16 protein-coding genes are annotated in these 16572 nt (G+C 43.7%); 5 read left to right on the top strand and 11 right to left on the bottom strand.

The window, feature by feature from the left end; genetic code table 11:
• Window positions 1-8: 8 nt before the first annotated feature.
• The 5 genes from MKX36_RS24805 to MKX36_RS24825 all read right to left on the bottom strand — a co-directional run bounded on the left by MKX36_RS24805 (window position 9) and on the right by MKX36_RS24825 (window position 4397).
• Entirely contained in the window at window positions 9-380 is a 372-nt protein-coding gene (locus MKX36_RS24805) for a DMT family transporter (protein WP_016822518.1), read from the bottom strand.
• Window positions 380-931: a TetR/AcrR family transcriptional regulator gene (locus MKX36_RS24810; protein WP_123797840.1), complete on the bottom strand. Its 552-nt coding sequence runs from the start codon at window positions 929-931 to the stop codon at window positions 380-382. The genes MKX36_RS24805 and MKX36_RS24810 overlap by 1 nt, the downstream gene beginning before the upstream one ends.
• A gap of 188 nt (window positions 932-1119) precedes the next feature.
• Entirely contained in the window at window positions 1120-2076 is a 957-nt protein-coding gene (locus tag MKX36_RS24815; protein ID WP_340866009.1) for an endo-1,4-beta-xylanase, read from the bottom strand.
• 294 nt (window positions 2077-2370) lie between these two features.
• Complete coding sequence (locus MKX36_RS24820; protein WP_249507015.1) at window positions 2371-3309, bottom strand: alpha/beta hydrolase; 939 nt, start codon at window positions 3307-3309, stop codon at window positions 2371-2373.
• A gap of 26 nt (window positions 3310-3335) precedes the next feature.
• The gene (locus MKX36_RS24825; protein ID WP_019689040.1) at window positions 3336-4397 is read right to left on the bottom strand and encodes an LLM class flavin-dependent oxidoreductase; all 1062 of its coding nucleotides are present in this window, start codon (window positions 4395-4397) and stop codon (window positions 3336-3338) included.
• A 321-nt stretch (window positions 4398-4718) separates the two neighbouring features.
• Here MKX36_RS24825 and MKX36_RS24830 point away from each other — a divergent pair, with 321 nt between their 5' ends.
• The gene (locus tag MKX36_RS24830; RefSeq protein WP_164964365.1) at window positions 4719-5300 is read left to right on the top strand and encodes a TetR/AcrR family transcriptional regulator; all 582 of its coding nucleotides are present in this window, start codon (window positions 4719-4721) and stop codon (window positions 5298-5300) included.
• Window positions 5301-5445: 145 nt separating this feature from the next.
• Here the strand turns inward: MKX36_RS24830 and MKX36_RS24835 are convergent, their stop codons facing one another.
• Window positions 5446-5856, bottom strand: a complete 411-nt coding sequence (locus MKX36_RS24835; RefSeq protein WP_016822512.1) for a YjdF family protein — start codon at window positions 5854-5856, stop codon at window positions 5446-5448.
• Between the two features lie 286 nt (window positions 5857-6142).
• Here MKX36_RS24835 and MKX36_RS24840 point away from each other — a divergent pair, with 286 nt between their 5' ends.
• Complete coding sequence (locus MKX36_RS24840; RefSeq protein WP_340866012.1) at window positions 6143-7588, top strand: DEAD/DEAH box helicase; 1446 nt, start codon at window positions 6143-6145, stop codon at window positions 7586-7588.
• A gap of 62 nt (window positions 7589-7650) precedes the next feature.
• Here the strand turns inward: MKX36_RS24840 and MKX36_RS24845 are convergent, their stop codons facing one another.
• The gene (locus tag MKX36_RS24845; RefSeq protein ID WP_340866013.1) at window positions 7651-8730 is read right to left on the bottom strand and encodes an elongation factor G; all 1080 of its coding nucleotides are present in this window, start codon (window positions 8728-8730) and stop codon (window positions 7651-7653) included.
• Between the two features lie 241 nt (window positions 8731-8971).
• Between MKX36_RS24845 and MKX36_RS24850 the strand changes: the two genes are divergently transcribed.
• Both MKX36_RS24850 and MKX36_RS24855 read left to right on the top strand, forming a co-directional pair.
• Entirely contained in the window at window positions 8972-9562 is a 591-nt protein-coding gene (locus tag MKX36_RS24850; RefSeq protein WP_151255240.1) for an RNA polymerase sigma factor, read from the top strand.
• Window positions 9523-10590 carry a DUF4367 domain-containing protein gene (locus MKX36_RS24855; protein ID WP_340866015.1) on the top strand — a complete coding sequence of 356 codons (1068 nt, stop codon included), beginning with the start codon at window positions 9523-9525 and terminating at the stop codon, window positions 10588-10590. Before MKX36_RS24850 ends, MKX36_RS24855 begins: the two co-directional genes overlap by 40 nt.
• Window positions 10591-10706: 116 nt before the next feature.
• Here the strand turns inward: MKX36_RS24855 and MKX36_RS24860 are convergent, their stop codons facing one another.
• The 3 genes from MKX36_RS24860 to MKX36_RS24870 form a co-directional block, all read right to left on the bottom strand.
• Window positions 10707-11417, bottom strand: a complete 711-nt coding sequence (locus MKX36_RS24860) for an SDR family oxidoreductase (RefSeq protein WP_290409659.1) — start codon at window positions 11415-11417, stop codon at window positions 10707-10709.
• A gap of 79 nt (window positions 11418-11496) precedes the next feature.
• Window positions 11497-12075 carry a TetR/AcrR family transcriptional regulator gene (locus MKX36_RS24865; RefSeq protein ID WP_016822504.1) on the bottom strand — a complete coding sequence of 193 codons (579 nt, stop codon included), beginning with the start codon at window positions 12073-12075 and terminating at the stop codon, window positions 11497-11499.
• A 365-nt stretch (window positions 12076-12440) separates the two neighbouring features.
• The gene (locus MKX36_RS24870; RefSeq protein ID WP_340866017.1) at window positions 12441-13940 is read right to left on the bottom strand and encodes a malate:quinone oxidoreductase; all 1500 of its coding nucleotides are present in this window, start codon (window positions 13938-13940) and stop codon (window positions 12441-12443) included.
• Window positions 13941-14483: 543 nt separating this feature from the next.
• Between MKX36_RS24870 and MKX36_RS24875 the strand changes: the two genes are divergently transcribed.
• Window positions 14484-14840, top strand: coding sequence for a hypothetical protein (locus tag MKX36_RS24875; protein WP_340866018.1), 357 nt, complete (start codon window positions 14484-14486; stop codon window positions 14838-14840).
• A 137-nt stretch (window positions 14841-14977) separates the two neighbouring features.
• Here MKX36_RS24875 and MKX36_RS24880 read toward each other — a convergent pair whose 3' ends face one another.
• Window positions 14978-16540: a sigma-70 family RNA polymerase sigma factor gene (locus MKX36_RS24880; RefSeq protein ID WP_340866019.1), complete on the bottom strand. Its 1563-nt coding sequence runs from the start codon at window positions 16538-16540 to the stop codon at window positions 14978-14980.
• Between the last annotated feature and the right edge of the window lie 32 nt (window positions 16541-16572).

Below are 16572 nucleotides of genomic sequence, written 5' to 3' on the forward strand. Positions count from 1 at the left end.
ACCTTATTTCACTTTTGAACGATTGAACTAGTTGCTTCTGTTGTTCCTTTTGCCTCACCATGTCCTGCACCAAATAGGTTCAATACCACCACGCCAATAACAATTAAAGCAATCCCTACGATACTTCCTGTGTTGATTTTCTCCTTCCAGATCAATACTGAAATCACCGTTGTAGCAACAGCCCCCACCCCTGACCAGATGGCATAGGTCATATTAAGAGGAAGTGTCTTGAGGGTTAGTGAAATAAAGAAGAAAGAGATTACAAACGCGACAATCGTGAATAGAGTCGGATACAGTCTCGTAAAACCTTCAGAAGCTTTTAGCATTGAAGTACCAATAAGCTCACTAGCAATAGAGATTGCCAAGAAAAAATAAGCCATCATTCATTCTCCTTTATATATGTCTTTAATTCTTCTATAATTTTTTGCTTCAATTCTTCATTGGGAAGAGCGAGTCCGAACATTTCGGCAAACCACAAACCGTCTATAGCTAATCGGACGATCGTAGAACGGACCGGGTCCAATTCGTCGTTTTCGATTTTATTTTGGATATTCGCATACTCATCCTGAAGCAGCTTGAGCATGTGAGGGTTCGTAAATTGTGCTGCCGAGAGAGCGGTATACAGGTCACTTGCATCCTGATCCCCGGAAAATGACGTATTCATATAAGCGCGAGTCCATCTACCTTGGGAATGTGTATCGTTTTCTGCCCTTTCATTAAATTCAGTGATAAAGCTAGTCGATAGCTGCTCAACCATTCCCAGAATCAATTCATCTTTATTCGGAAAATGGTAAAGCAATCCTCCCTTACTTACTCCCGCCTTCTTAGCCACCGCTTCTAACGTTAATTTTTCTACTCCTGCTTCTTGGACAATCATAGAAGCTGCTTTAAGTATTAATTCTCTTTTTAATGTTTTTTTAGTTGTGTTCATTCTGATCACCGCCCATTTAACTATACCGTCCGGACGGTTTTATTTCAAGTAAAAGATACGTTTAAGCTAAATAAAAAGAAGCCTTGGGCGTGTAACATTTCAGCCAAGACTTCTTTAAATAAACAACTACCCAGCCCGGACATTTGGCAAAAGTCCGCATCTGTTGGGTTTTAAGTGCCACCTATAGCTTATCTTTGCAGATATTGTCTCAACCATTGGAGTGCAGGACGTTCCGAGCCGTTCGAGTTCAGCAGATGTGTGTTCGCCTTCCAGGTTTGTCCCTGGATATACCCCCAGAGCGTAACTCCCTTCACTGAAGGATGTTGCCAGAGTACCGGAAACTTCTCTTTGTATCTGGCAAGTTGGGTGTTGTCATCTCCAGTTATATCTAGTTCCGACACATAGATCGGCAACCCGGTCGCCGACAGCTTATTTAGTACAGTATTCATCGTGTTGACTGAGACGTTGTCCATACTGAAATGGTGGCATTGAATGCCAATACCGTCAATCAGGCCTCTACTCTTGAGCTGATTAATAATATTGACATATTGGTCGGCTAAAGAAGGGTCGTTGATAATACCATAATCATTTATATGCAGTTTGGCATTCGGGAAAGCTTGTCTAGCCTGTTGAAACGACCATATGACCCAATCCCATCCGGTCGACCCGTCACCACCAATGGCATTGCGGTAGGACGGCTTCTGATGCAACGGCTCATTCACCACATCTACAAACGCCGCATTCGGATAGCGCTGACCTGCTGCTTTAATCCACTGAGTCACTTCCGCTTTCTGATCAGCAGCCGACAGTCCTTTAACCCATCCTGGCTCCTGGGCACCCCATACCAACGTATGGAACTTGAACGGGAAACCATTGCTACGGGCATAATTGTAGGCGGTATCCGCCTGCGACCAGTTCATGTTGTTACGACTGCCTTCAACCGATTCCCACTTAGTCGAGTTCTCCGGCGTCACTTGATTCCAGTATGTCCCGTAACTAGGAGGGACACTGCCCGCAATGATATTCCCCAGAAATTTGCTTCCATTTGCCAGGCCAGCATCAGCCTGGTTGACCAGAACAGATGATAACAACACACCCGCCAACGCCAAACTGCTCACCAGCTTGCCCACTTTAGTTCTTAACATAAAATCTCCTCCTCACACGTATAATTTGATATTACTCTTCCTCAATAATTTAAGCGCTTACATTTCCAATTATAAGAATGAATAGTTGTTTTCTGCTACATGTGAAAGTATAGATTTTACCCGAAAAATCTTACATCATTGCAGAACAGCCACAACACGAATCCCAAACAACTCTGAAACGATAACAAAAGGCTGCTGCGAAAAGTGATATACTCCCTTCACAGTAGTAGGTTTTATTATTCAACCTGTCTATCTTCTTGGGAGCATATCACCTGAAGACCGCTCCTTAATTATTTAAGGATTAAGCGCTCTTGCAATCGCGTCTACATAACTTTGGCTGGCGCGTTGACTTACTTCTGCTTGAGGAACCATCCCTTCAAAATTGTGGAATGTGCCGGGATACAGATGAAATTCGACGTCAACGCCCGCTTGGGCAAGGCGTGCCACATATTCGATCGTCTCATCTCGGAATAGATCGAGCTGCCCTACGCACGTGTAGGTCGGCGGCAGACCAGCCAAGCTTTCTGCTCTCGACGGCACCGCATATGGGGAAACCTCGCTATCTTCGGTACGATTACCCAAGTACATGTTCCAGGCCGTCAAGTTGTTCTTCCGGCTCCATGGTGCATTATCGGCCGTAATTTCATGACTTGATGCCGTAACATTGCGGTCGTCGATCATCGGATATAGCGGCATTTGGAAGATAAGGGCTGGTCTACCTTTGTCACGAGCCATTAAAGCAAGTGCTGCGGTTAGACCGCCACCCCCGCTTGCACCAGCAATTGCGACCCGGTCCAAGTCGATGCCCAGCAGCTCAGCTTCATCGGTCATCCACGTCAAAGCGGCATAACAGTCATCGATGGCAGCTGGGTAGGGGTGCTCGGGAGCAAGTCGATAATCGACCGATACGACGACGCAATTAGCCGCCTGCACGAAGCGTTCGCACAAAGCATCGTCCATATCAGGATGCCCCATTACATAGCCTCCCCCGTGAATCCACAGCATGGCCGGAAGCTTAACATCAGTTCGCTGGGCAGGTTCGTAGATTTTGACTAATATCTCGCCTGCAACGCTCGGAATCATCCGGCTTGTCGTGCGTACGTGTTCCGACTGCTCAATAGGCGGACTCGACAAATAACTTCTGCTCAGTTCTAAATTCTCCTCCAGTTGGAAACCGGGGAATTGTGCAATTACTGACCTTAGTTCTGGTAATAAACGATTTTCAAAATCCATGCGAATCACTCCTATGTTAGGTTATTTTATAGTCTTTTTTCCGTCTCCGCTTCCCACTTGGCTATTTCCTTCCGCACTCGGGGTGCTACCTCTGTTCCAAGTAGCTCAATGGCTCTCATCACCTCGGCATGCGGCATCGTGCTTAACGGAACATACAGCATAAAGCGTGTAACACCTACATGCTTGCGAAGATGAATGATCTTCTGGGCAACCGTCTCGGGATCGCCAACATACAGCGCACCTTCAAAGCTGCGCGCGGCATCGTAGCTGGAACGATCATAATGCGCCCAGCCTCGCTCCCTACCCAATCTATTCATACCTGCCATCGTAGAAGGGAAATATGTATCTGCCGCTTGCTCATTATTCTCTCCGACAAATCCTATCGAGTGCGACCCAACCCTAAGCTGCGATTCATCATGACCAGCGTGCGCTGCTGCTTTCTTATAAAGCTGGACAAGCGGTGCAAAATTTATCGGGTTTCCTCCAATGATCGCCAGCATCAAGGGCAGTCCTAACAGACCTGCACGAATAGCAGAATCCTGCCTTCCCCCGCTGCCTACCCATATTGGTAAAGGGTTCTGAACTGGCCGTGGATACACGCCCAAATTGTTAATGGCTGGCCGATGACCGCCCTTCCAGATTACCTTTTCGGACTCCCGTATTTTAAGGAGAAGTTCCAAATGTTGTTCAAACAGCTCATCATAGTCATCCAAGTCATAGCCGAACAGAGGAAAAGATTCAATAAAAGAACCCCGACCCGCCATAATCTCGGCACGTCCATTTGAAATACCATCCAGCGTAGCAAAGTCTTGAAAAACGCGCACCGGATCAGCTGAAGAAAGCACCGTCACTGCACTGGTTAGCCGAATCCGTTGTGTCTGCGCTGCAGCCGCGGACAGCACCATTGCTGGTGAAGATGCCGAATAATCCTTTCGATGATGCTCACCTACACCAAACACATCAAGTCCCACTTGATCAGCAAGGATAATTTCCTCGACAACTTCACGCAACCGCTGTGCGTGACTTATCACTTCGCCTGTCTGAGCATCAGGCTTTGTCTCTACAAACGAGGTAATACCTATCTCCATGGTCTATCTCTCCCGTTCTAATAGCTTTCTTTGTGTGCCAATTGAATAACAATAAAATATCATACCAACTGGTATGTTATTTTCCCCAGTAAATATAACTCACAAAAAAGAATACTGTCAACAATCATAGTAAATCCACTTTGATTATTCTTTCATATTCACCTCCTCTTTTCGGGAAAGACCAACCTTCATTTGACAATTTTAAGGACTAATTATAAGATAATAACGTACCAATTGGTAATCAAATGAATGTCACTGAACATTATAATCAGATACATGGAGCCATTAAGAATAAAATCATGAGTAACGAGAGGTATTGTTATGGGACGAACCCGCGAATTTGACGAAGAGAAAGTTTTAGATGCAGCTATGCAAATATTTTGGGAAAAGGGATATGAAGCCACCTCATTAAGTGATTTAACTTCCAGAATGGAAATTCAACGCCCCAGTATATATTCCACTTTTGGGGGCAAAAAAGAATTGTTCGAAGCCGCGCTACGCAAATACACGATGTCCCGTGCTTCTCTGATCCGAACCAAACTTCAAAGCATTCCATCTGTAAAAGAAGCATTTCGTACTTTTTTTGAGGGTGTGGTTGAAGAGGAGTATGCGGAAAATCCTAGAAAAGGATGCTTTTGCATTAATACAATGGTTGAACTTGCGCCCCATGATGAGAAGTTTGAAATTCTTACAAGGGAGCATCAAATGTACCTAGCAGTCATTTTTCAAGAAACCATTGAACGAGGGATACAATTAGGTGAGCTTGAGATCGGACTAGATGCGAAGGCTGTATCACAGGCATTAGTTGTATCGTTAATTGGTCTGACCGTCATGATAAAGTCTCGTCCAGAACGATCATTTATTGATAATACAATAGAAGTAACACTGACATTGCTTAAGTAATTTGGAATGGATTCATTTTAGCGGATAAATCTCTATACAACAGTTTAAAGGGCACCCAGTCGGGTACCCTTTGTGCGTAACACATGTTTTCACATATGTTGATATAAAACATGCATTACAATTGCGTATAAAAATGGAGGTTTTATTAATGTCCACGATGTTTTTCTTTCGCTTTTTTCTCCTTTAATTCCCTTATCCGTGCCTTCATAGATTCCTTTTGTTGTTTGGAGTAAGTACGTTTCTCCAACTTACGCTTCTCATACTCTAACTTTAAGGCCTCTTGTGCGTTGGAAGAGACTCCCTTTCGCCTTAATTCATACGCTGCCTGCCTTGCTAGCCGCTTTGGATTGATCTTCTTCGTTTCAGACCCCTTTACAGCCACCTCTTGTGACAGCCGACTAACAAGTTCACACATTTCCTCACGGATAAAATGGAGAATTTCTTCGTCTTTAGGCTCTGTACCAAAAATGTACCTGGCTGCCTTCAATTTCCCTTGGTCCTGCTCCTCCACGACTCCAACCCAATACTGTCCATCATGATAAATCGTAAGCTTCATTTGAATCCCCCTCATTTTAAATCGAAACGATGGACATCCCGAGGGGGGAAGGTTACTGACATGGCACTCTTGCTAATATAGAGTCGTCCATGCGTCTGGACTACCAACCAGACTGTGTTTTTTCGTCTCAGAAAAAGTATAGTTGCCTTACTGGAAAACAGCAAGTTAATCGCTGATATGTATTAGAGTGAACCTAGATATAGAGTATACTAGATGAGTATAAGTTCGGTACACGATGACATGATATATGTAATGGTACTTAAATACAGCGCAGAAGAGGTTGAGAATGAGTCAGAAGCATTTTGCAGATTATCCATTAAGTGAAGAAATTGTGAGGGCTCTGAATAGCTTGGGCTATGAGACGCCAACAGAGATTCAAACGGAGGTTATTCCCGTTGCGCTTGCGAAGAAGGATCTTGTGGCCAAATCGCAAACAGGCAGCGGCAAAACAGCAGCATATGGTATTCCACTTTGTGAGCTAGTAGATTGGAATGAGAATAAGCCCCAAGCTTTAATCCTGACACCAACTCGTGAACTCGCATTACAGGTTACTGAAGACATCACGAATATTGGACGCTTTAAGCGGATCAAAGCAACGCCCCTTTATGGGAAACATCCTTTTCATATACAAAAGGCCGAGCTAAAACAAAGAACACATGTGGCTGTAGGTACGCCTGGACGTGTACTGGATCACATTGAACGAGGCACGCTATCCTTAAATCGAATTGCCTATCTCGTGATTGATGAAGCTGATGAGATGCTGAATATGGGCTTTATCGAGCAGGTTCAGTCGATTATTCAGGCGTTGCCTAGTGACCGGGTTACGATGTTGTTTTCCGCTACTTATCCCGAAGATGTAGCCAAACTATCACGTAAATATATGAACGATCCTGCGGAAATTGAGATTAAGGCGACGGGTGTAACCACAGCCACGATTGATCACTCTCTTATTCAGGTGCGAGAGGCAGACAAACTGGCTCTGCTCCAGGATCTGCTCATTGTTGAGAACCCTGACAGCTGCATCATTTTCTGCCGTACGCAAGAGCATGTAGATACACTATTCAGAGCATTGGCTGACCTCGAATATCCATGTGATCGCATTCATGGCGGCATGGAGCAGGATGAGCGATTTGAGGTAATGAACGCATTCAGAAGGGGACAATTCCGTTACTTGATCGCAACGGATGTAGCCGCCAGAGGGATTGATATCACAAATATCACCCATGTCATCAACTACGATATTCCCCTTGAAAAGGAAAGCTATGTTCATCGTACAGGCCGTACAGGACGTGCTGGCAAAACGGGGAAAGCCATTACTCTAATCACTCCTAAAGACAGCAACCGATTAGCTGATATTGAAGCATATATTGGATTTGCAATTCCGCAAGTAAAAGCCCCCTCAGAAGAGGCTGTAGATCTCCGCAGAGAAGATTTCGAGCGGAACCTACATGTAAAAACTGTGCTCAAAAACGACAAGCGCGAGCAATTAAACCAACAGATTATGAAGCTCAATTTTAACGGCGGTAAGAAGAAAAAACTTAGAGCTGTCGACTTTGTGGGTACCATCGCTAAGCTTGACGGGGTAACGGCAGATGATATCGGCATCATTACGATTCTGGATAATGTGACAGATGTTGAGATTCTGAATGGCAAGGGCCCACTGGTGCTTGAAATTATGAAGAATACGACCGTAAAGGGCAAGCTGTTAAAGGTACGCAAAGGGCATAAGTAGAAGGTACGCTGCATAAAAAGAGTGAGGCCATCCCGTCCAGAACAGCCAAAGGTTTTCGTAAGCTATACAGGCGGGATGGCCAAGTTCATCTCTTGCTCCTCTAATTCATCTTTCCATTTAGCGATATTATAAATGACTTTGAATTTCTCTTTTAACTGAGTAACACCTTCAACTGGCACATAGCTGTCCAATTCTATATGGAAGTCCGAAATATCTTTTTTATGGTTATACATCTCTTCTAGAATATCAATGATTGTGGAAAGTCTAGATTTAAACGATAACTTATAATCATCTTCGTCCTCGAGTATACATAGATTTTCTACCCCTCTAAAAAAGGAGTTCTCTTCAAAATATAGCTTGTTACAGATCATATGGGCCTGCATCAATGGTTCGCATATTTGCCAATCTGCTTGCTGCATGGCGGTTTTAAGCGATACATGTGCTCCACTAGTGTAATAATAATCTCGATAAAAACACATTGAACAAGAGGCCTTCATTATTTTAATTTTAGAATCTACAGCAGGATACCCTAATACAAATCCTTCAGCTAATAATTTCTTGGAAAAGTAATCTAACGATTTTACGAATAATTGGTATCCAAGCTCCTTACCTTCCTCATCATCTTTATGACAGCAATAGTGAATAATATCTTCATTTACTTGTTTATTTTCATATTGATATCCCATTCCAGCCTCTAAACGATCAATATGAATTTCGACTCCTGCAAATAAGTCATTCAAACTTGTTATTCTGGAATGATTGCCTTTCAAATTTATGTTTAAGTCAGCAGTACATTCTCTATAGAGTATGCAGGTGTCTTTGATATTCAGGTTAACGTCTTGTCTATTCATAAAATTAGCAATTCTCTTGAGATGCAAGTAATCCATTCCTATAAAAATTATGTTCTCATATTCAATAGCCCCAGCATCAGATTGATTAAAATGAACAGCAATACAAACGTCCTCATCGTGTGCTATCAATGTCTCAATACTCTCAATCATCCTATTCCGTAGTGCAGCTTGTCGAGGAAATGGCATGGTTAATCCAATGTATTTTGATTCTAGGTTAGGCAGCAGCTTCATTTGATCATGAAGGTAAAGCATCACACGATCAAAATTATATTTCTTAGCACTTTCATTCATTAGAAACCGTAGACCTCCTTCTTATCAATTCTTAATTTCATTTTACCATCCCCCCACTTCCACAATATACCTTTAACTCTATAAAACTAACTACGTGGGTGATAATTGTTCTGCTTTATCGTATTCTCTTAAAGAGTCGCTAGAACACTTAAAAAAATTTTAGACAAGGTGTCCCTTTTGGTCATCTTCGTTTGTTATACAGATATAGTTTGCTTTTTGATCAGAGGGGGTGCCTAAATCCTTGAATGAGGACATCGAATACAGAATCAAACGAGTTCAAGCCGGCGAAATCCAGGATTACGCCTACATTGTAAAGGAGTATCAGCGTCAGATTTTTGTGTACTGCTGGAGGCTATTAGGAAGTGAGCAGGAGGCAGAAGAGGCTGTGCAGGATATTTTCGTCAATGCTTTTGAGAAAATCAGCAGGTACAAGCCGACAGTGGGCTTTTCCTCATGGCTGTATAAAATGGCCTATCATCACTGCCTGAACCTGATTCGCAGGAAGAATCTACAGCGCAAATTTAAACTTACCCTGTTCACCTCAGCTGACATGACTTCAGACAGTGCAGCGCAGGTTATGGAACGTCAGCTTTTCAGTGAACCGCTGAGCCGAGCGTTGGACCAACTGAACGCGGAGGAGCGTAACCTGCTGGTGCTGCGCATTTTTGAAGAAAAAACGTTTGGAGAAATCGGGGAAATCATGAACAAAAGCGAGGATGCTATCAAGAAAAAATACGGCCGAACAAAAACAAAGCTCAAAAAAATAATGGAGCCCCTAAAGGAGGACCAAAAATGCGTGAGTTACAAGACAGAATTCAAAAACAAAGCCTGAAATACACCGATCTGCAAGACAGGGGGTTCAAAAACATGGACAAGCTAACCGAGCCAGAGAACGCTTTGAAAATTCAGGCTTTTGACGTCTCTGACAAAGTAATGGAACAGGTCTACCAAAAGGCGATGCCCAAAAAAGGAAATATCGGAAAAATCCATTTTCAGCCTCGCTTGACTGTCCCCATCATGATTTTGCTTTTTGTAGTAGGGGCCTCTGTGACCGGATACGCAGCTTCACAATATCTTGAGTTCCGCAACAGTAAGGGCGCCGTTGTATTAAATACCGCCAAAACACCTACCGAAACGGACGCCTCCAAAACGTATACCTCCACCTACGAACGGTGGAACGAAGAGGTGAAGCGCCGTTTGCAACCAGGAGAATATGCTGCTTATTACGTCAAAGACGATTCCATGAATCAAAAAAACCTATCTAATCCGGCCCAGTTTGCGTACAAACCGGCTGAACTTTCAAGTTTCAACAGCTTACAAGATGAAATCAAGCGGACTGAGGCTCCTTTATTCAACAACCCTACTCACCTACCGGATGGCTATCAGTTTGAATTTGGATACGTCTATCCAGTCGCTGCATATCCTGGAATGATGGATAAAAAGGAATATCGCGCTTTAACCGATCAACTGATGCAACAGGCCAAAGCTGCACCGGAGGGTGAAAATCTGTTTATTCAAAAGCTAAGCTGGGACAAGTCAGACTCCTCCTTTGCCCGGTATGCGAAAGGAAACGACTATGTAAACATTACCGTCACCAAATACACTCCTGAAGTCACGAAGACGACCATCATGCAAAATGAACAGGATTCGGCTGAGCAAGTGACAATCAAAGGAACCAAGGTCTATTACATCAGGGCAAGTGAAGCAAGCAAGCCCTTGGAAGCAGGAAAAAACCGACTGGGATGGCTCGATGAAAAAAGACATTTACACTACAACATATCCGATAACCAAGACAGCCCGCTGACCAAAGAAGATTTGGTTAAAATAGCCGAAGATTTGCTTAATGGTTCACCACAATAGCTGCAACGGTAAGATTTAAAAAGAGACTGCCCTTCGCCAAGGGTAGTCTCTTTTTAAAGAATAGTCCCTATACCATTTCCTCACAAACCACTACCGCATACACCATAATCAACGCTTTACCACGGAAGCTGATCATCCATGTAATAGAATCCGCCTGTTGGACCATCCTCTGGCAGGGTCGCCAGTCGGACCGCCGTTTTTGCTCCATCCTCCACCGACAGTTCCGCCTTTTCCCCACCCATCTGCGTTTTGACCAAGCCGGGGTGTACGGAGTTAACCTTCAGATGCGTCCCACTGTTTTTTTGCGCCCAGTAGGCCGTCAGCATATTCAAAGCTGCTTTGGAAGCTGCATAAGCCGGGGTAGCAAGCCGCTGCACCCGTTCATTGGAAAGTTGGAACTGAATCGATCCTATAGCGCTGCTTTGGTTGACGATTCTGCCTGCTTCGCTCTTTAACAGTAATGGCAACAGTGCTTCTGTAATCAAATAGGGTGCGAACGTGTTCACCTCAAAAGTATCTCTGAAAGCATCCCCGTCATAACCCGCTTTTTCTGCCAAAATGCCTGCATTGTTGACCAAAATGTCCAGCCGACCGTAAGTCTTCTCAATGAATTGCGCCAATTCCGCGATATGTGCAGAATTCGTAACCTCCAGCTTCACGCCGACTGCCTGAATGCCATCTTGCAATAGCCCGGCCGCTGCTTCATCTGCTGCTGTTTTTGTGCGCGCAGCAACTAATACCGTTGTCCCTTGCCGCCCCAATTGTCTGGCAATCTCCAGTCCGATTCCTTTGCTTGCTCCGGTAATTAACGCGATTTTGTTTGCCATGATTTATTTCCTCCTCATTTTTATAAAATTGAGAATGATCGTTCTAATAACATGAAAAAAATTTGTTTTCGTGTATCGTCTATGTCTCTAAAATACGTAGATTTAACTCGGCTATCCGTTGCAGCTTTTCTTTCGGAACGGAAGTCCGCACCATCACCCTCAGTCCCGCTAAGGCATTTTGCAGATACTCAGCCAATTCCTTCGCTTCGTACTGCTGTGTGAATTCGCCGTTTTGCTGTCCCCACGTTACGATTTCTGCAAGCAGCTCCTCCGATTTTGCAAAGGCCTTCGTCGCTATCGCATCAATCTCCTCATCCCGAGCTGCTAATTCGACAGCCGAATTCACGAACATGCAACCGGGCGGTACGTCCTCTTCACCATTAATGATAAAGTCGAAAATGAACTGAAGTGCCTGCTTAGCCGTCTGGGATTGCTTGATCCCTGCCGACCATCTACCACTAACTCGCTCTCCGAATCGGTCCATCACTTTAAGAAACAGGGTGTGCTTGTCGGTAAAAGTATCATAGATACTTCTTCGATGGATCCCCATGTGCTCGACAAGATCATTCATCGAGGTTTTCTCATACCCCTGCTCCCAGAACAGCTTCATAGCTTTTTCCAGAACAACGTTTTCCTCAAATTCTTTGCTCCTGGCCATCGTAGCTACCCCCTGACCACTTAGAATAGGTTTGGATTAATTTGCATGACCTTTTGGAAACGATCGTTCTACATTGGTCGCTGATATGTCTTTCTTCTCTGTCTGGCTTTATCCTAACATATCGGGAACGATCGGTAAAGAATTACTTTTCCCCCTTTATAGCCCGCTCCATGATTACTGTAATCACTATAGCAAACACCAATAAACACAGAAGGATTACAAAGTTTTGCACTCGTAAGCAAGCATTTTAGCGGTGGGAACTCCCCACCGCTTCACGTTGTTGCTTATGCGACTGAATACGTATTGTAAGATTACTTTGTATTTTATTAAAATATTTGGATGATCGAGTTACTAGCCATGTAAAATTAACGATGCAGCGGTTCTTTTTCGCCCAGACCCAGCACCTCTGTAGTGGTATTGTGGATCTGTTGGTAAAGCTCTGAGTTTTCCGCTAACGACAATCCATAAGAAGGAATCATCTCTTTTATTTTTGGTTCCCATTTTTCCATATGTTGTGGGAAGCATTTCTCTAATACCTCCAGCATAACGTGAACAGCAGTAGAAGCCCCCGGAGAAGCACCGAGCAATGCAGCCACCGAGCCGTCAGCGGAACTAACCACTTCCGTACCAAATTGAAGGGTTCCTTTACCGCCCTCTGTATCTTTGATCACCTGCACACGCTGACCTGCTACCACGATATCCCAGTCCTCAATTTTGGCGTTGGGAATAAACTCGCGTAATTCCTCCAGGCGCTTTTCATTCGATAACATCACTTGCTGGATCAGGTATTTGGTCAATGCCATCTCTTTTGCCCCTGCCGCCAACATCGTGATGAGGTTATTGGGTTTTACGGAACCAATCAGGTCCAGATTTGAACCCGTTTTCAGGAACTTTGGTGAGAAGCCGGCAAACGGTCCAAACAGCAGCGCTTTTTGGTTACCGATGTATCTAGTATCCAGATGCGGGACAGACATAGGAGGAGCACCGACCTTCGCTTTACCGTATACTTTTGCTTGATGCTGGGCGACCACTTTAGAATTGTTACATACCATAAATAGTCCACTTACCGGGAATCCCCCGATATATTTGGACTCAGGAATGCCAGTTCTTTGGAGTAAAGGTAGACTTCCGCCCCCACCACCGATAAAAACGAATTTGGCAGTATGATATTCGATTTTTCCGTTATCCAGATTATGCACTTTGACTTTCCACGAGCCATCGCTCGCACGTTTAATATCCTTTACACTATGCTTGTATTTAATCTCGACGTTTTTGCTTTTTAAATGGTCAAACAACATGCGTGTTAAAGCACCAAAGTTGACATCTGTTCCAGAGTCGATTTTGGTTGCCGCAATCGGTTCATTCAATGTACGACCTTCCATAATTAGCGGAATCCATTCCTTCAGCTTTTCAGGGTCATCGGAAAATTCCATGCCTTGAAATAGCGAAACACTTGAAAGCGCTTTAAAGCGCTTTTTTAAAAAAGATACGTTTTTTTCACCCATTACCAAACTCATATGGGGTATGGGCCTGATAAAGTCCTGTGGATTACGAATCAAATTACTGTTGACAAGAAAAGACCAAAACTGTCTTGAGAGCTGAAACTGTTCGTTGATATTAACCGCTTTACGAATATCTACAGATCCGTCCGCTTTTTCGGATGTGTAGTTCAGCTCGCACAGTGCAGCATGACCCGTGCCTGCATTATTCCATTCGTTAGAGCTTTCTTCTCCTGCACTTGCCAGTTTCTCAAACACTTTAATTTCCCATTCCGGTGCTAACTCTTTCAGCAATGATCCCAGAGTCGCGCTCATGACTCCGGCACCAATTAAGATAACGTCTGTATTTTTCTGAATACTATTCATAAAAACCTTCCTTATCTCTTATATTTGCAAAAAAGAGCAGGCCCTCCTGCTTAACTGACTCAAGAAGCAAGGCTCCACTCAGGAACATACCTTTTCTATCTCCATTATAACTTAAATATAATCATTTAAAAATTATATCTACTTTTATCTGATAATTATAAATCATTTCTGCTAAAAAGTGAGAATTTTCTTGCGAAAATAAAAATTGAACTCAGCCTTTTATAAGAAACATAGCTGATTTTGTTACTCTCGTGGAATACAGCTTCCCAATAATTAAATCAACAGTTTATGTATATGAATAACCAGGAATTGTTATGTAGGATTTCAAGAATTAATGCGCGATCCATCTTGGGACTGTACGCAAACTGTACAATGCATAGAAATCAAGTAAAATAAGGGACATAAGGCGAAGATCCCCCATGACCTGGACTATTGTTGGAATATTTTCTTTTGTCAGGGAAGAACGGTTTTCGGACTGAAATGCTGAAGAAGCAGAATCTGTAATGATTCTGTAAACCTTGTAGGAATGGGGACTAGAGTGCTATGAGGAAAATAGTAGTTAGTGGGAATACGTACTTGTGGAGTTATAAAACAGTCAGAGGTATTTACTGTAGATCCAAGTTGACTATTATTTCTGAAAATAAAGATATAAAATTTATAATTCAGTTTACTACTAAAGATACAATTGTCACTGGTAGCCCTTTGAATGAGGGATTACGGGTGATGAAAGAGGGTAAACAATATTCTATTAATCTGAACCAACCTAAGTATGTTGCTGAAGTGTTGCAGTATATACTTGATATGGAGTTAGATGTGACAGTGAAGAAAGTGCATGAGCTAAATGGTAATGAATTGTTGGTTAGTATGGGGTATCAGGATGTGACTGGACTTTTGATATGAACTAAGCCTGTTCCACATTCTAAATCAAGCAAAAGGCCTTCCCCGAAGGAATGGCCTATTTGTTATGGAAAGACACCTCATTTTTCATGCCTCACTCTTAGTCACTTTATAGAGAACTTGCTGTTATTTAGGATAAGTTACGTATACACCAACTGCTTTCCCTCTGAATCCCAACGCCATGCCAAATCACCTTGTAGCCATAAACCACCATAGCACTCGTCTATTCCCTTTATCTTCACCCAGTCATGTACTCCCGCCACTGTATTCCTCCCTACTTCCGTTAATGCAACAACGCATTGGTCAAAGAATGGAGTTGTTTTCTTTTGATGATCAGAAAATGAGTGGCGACCTTGAATCTCCAATAGTGCATGTGGTTGCTCCGACATATTCCTCAAACGATACCAAAATTCCAAATCACCCATGCCCAAACCACTTATTCGGTTCCCAATCTGCTTAAACAATTCTTGTGGAGTATTTACTCCTTGCTGGATGAGTTCCAAAGTTGTCTGCTCTAAGATGCCCAGCCCATTGGCGGTAGAAGGTAGACGAGATAGGTGCAGTTCAAGTGCCGCATGAGCAAAAGGCAGGGCAGATGTGTCTTCGTGCAAAATATCAATATGCCGCGTTATATCCGGGGAGGTATATGCTTCCCAGATTCTTTTGCCCATCTCAAGCTCCTGCTGGCCAATCTGCTGCCACGTGCCTGACAATTTTTCTAATTGCTTCGTTGTAAGCTGTCCCAAGCCCCTAAACAGTTCAATACCTGGGTAGTTGCCGATACACAGCAAGCTCAGTTTGGTTTGGCCTAGGGTTTGCATTGAAAACCAGTACAACAAGTAACTTAGCATCAGCTGGTCGAACAAATCGTGCTCAAACCATAGCACGACTTCGTCGTACTTATGAAAGTTATGCAGAGTCTGCTCCTGAGCCTTGCAATTGGATACATAGTCTTCTGCCGGAATCCCGAGAGTTCTCTCCAAGTATTCCGCTCTAGCTGCTCCAGATGAGGGCTCGCCCATTTCAAGGAAAACCGGACCTACCGGATACACTTCTCTCCAGACCAGGATATCTCCGCGAATGTTCCCTTTCCTCAGCTTATCACCAACATGGTCTCCGTTGACTATATGTAGCACCGATTCTCCTCCTTCGTAAATATCGTTAAACATGGATACAAAGTCGCTGACAAGCAGCGAAGCTCTCAGATTATTGCGGGCATCGAACAATCGTTTTTTCAGCACGGATGGAGATACACATAGATAGCTTGATATTTCACCGATTGAATACCCTTGAAAATAGTACAGCTGAACTGCCAGTTTTAACTTGTCAGATAAACCCTCGACGGATTGATGAAGCTTCTGATGCCATTCCCTTCTCTCTGCGATAAGCTCCACATCATATTTCTCTACATCCATGACTATAGTTTCGTCCAACGGCATCATCGTCGGCTTCTTGCGGCGCAGAAGGCGATGACATTGGCGTTCGACAATGATCTTGAACCATCCAGGGAACGCCTCTGCTTCCTGTAACTTATGGAGATTGGCAAAAGCCTCAGTGAACGCTTCCTGAACTGCATCCTCAACTATGCTCCAGTCACCCAGCTTGGTAAATGCTACTGAAAAGGCCATCCCACTAAAATGCTGCACGATCTGCTCCCATGCGATTTGGTCGCCTAGCCGAGCTTCCTCAATCCATCGCTGCACCTCTTGCACCTCCTCTGTATGTAAATTCTATA

Source organism: Paenibacillus sp. FSL W8-0439 (assembly GCF_038008995.1).
Classification (GTDB): domain Bacteria; phylum Bacillota; class Bacilli; order Paenibacillales; family Paenibacillaceae; genus Paenibacillus; species Paenibacillus polymyxa.

Bases quoted from the DNA above. Each gene is read 5' to 3' on its own strand.
- MKX36_RS24810 (WP_123797840.1), bottom strand. From the start codon at position 931: ATGAACACAACTAAAAAAACATTAAAAAGAGAATTAATACTTAAAGCA.
- MKX36_RS24860 (WP_290409659.1), bottom strand. From the start codon at position 11,417: ATGGCAAACAAAATCGCGTTAATTACCGGAGCAAGCAAAGGAATCGGA.
- MKX36_RS24815 (WP_340866009.1), bottom strand. From the start codon at position 2,076: ATGTTAAGAACTAAAGTGGGCAAGCTGGTGAGCAGTTTGGCGTTGGCG.
- MKX36_RS24845 (WP_340866013.1), bottom strand. From the start codon at position 8,730: ATGAATGAAAGTGCTAAGAAATATAATTTTGATCGTGTGATGCTTTAC.
- MKX36_RS24830 (WP_164964365.1), top strand. From the start codon at position 4,719: ATGGGACGAACCCGCGAATTTGACGAAGAGAAAGTTTTAGATGCAGCT.
- MKX36_RS24840 (WP_340866012.1), top strand. From the start codon at position 6,143: ATGAGTCAGAAGCATTTTGCAGATTATCCATTAAGTGAAGAAATTGTG.
- MKX36_RS24805 (WP_016822518.1), bottom strand. From the start codon at position 380: ATGGCTTATTTTTTCTTGGCAATCTCTATTGCTAGTGAGCTTATTGGT.
- MKX36_RS24820 (WP_249507015.1), bottom strand. From the start codon at position 3,309: ATGGATTTTGAAAATCGTTTATTACCAGAACTAAGGTCAGTAATTGCA.
- MKX36_RS24835 (WP_016822512.1), bottom strand. From the start codon at position 5,856: ATGAAGCTTACGATTTATCATGATGGACAGTATTGGGTTGGAGTCGTG.
- MKX36_RS24855 (WP_340866015.1), top strand. From the start codon at position 9,523: ATGCGTGAGTTACAAGACAGAATTCAAAAACAAAGCCTGAAATACACC.
- MKX36_RS24825 (WP_019689040.1), bottom strand. From the start codon at position 4,397: ATGGAGATAGGTATTACCTCGTTTGTAGAGACAAAGCCTGATGCTCAG.
- MKX36_RS24865 (WP_016822504.1), bottom strand. From the start codon at position 12,075: ATGGCCAGGAGCAAAGAATTTGAGGAAAACGTTGTTCTGGAAAAAGCT.
- MKX36_RS24870 (WP_340866017.1), bottom strand. From the start codon at position 13,940: ATGAATAGTATTCAGAAAAATACAGACGTTATCTTAATTGGTGCCGGA.
- MKX36_RS24875 (WP_340866018.1), top strand. From the start codon at position 14,484: ATGAGGAAAATAGTAGTTAGTGGGAATACGTACTTGTGGAGTTATAAA.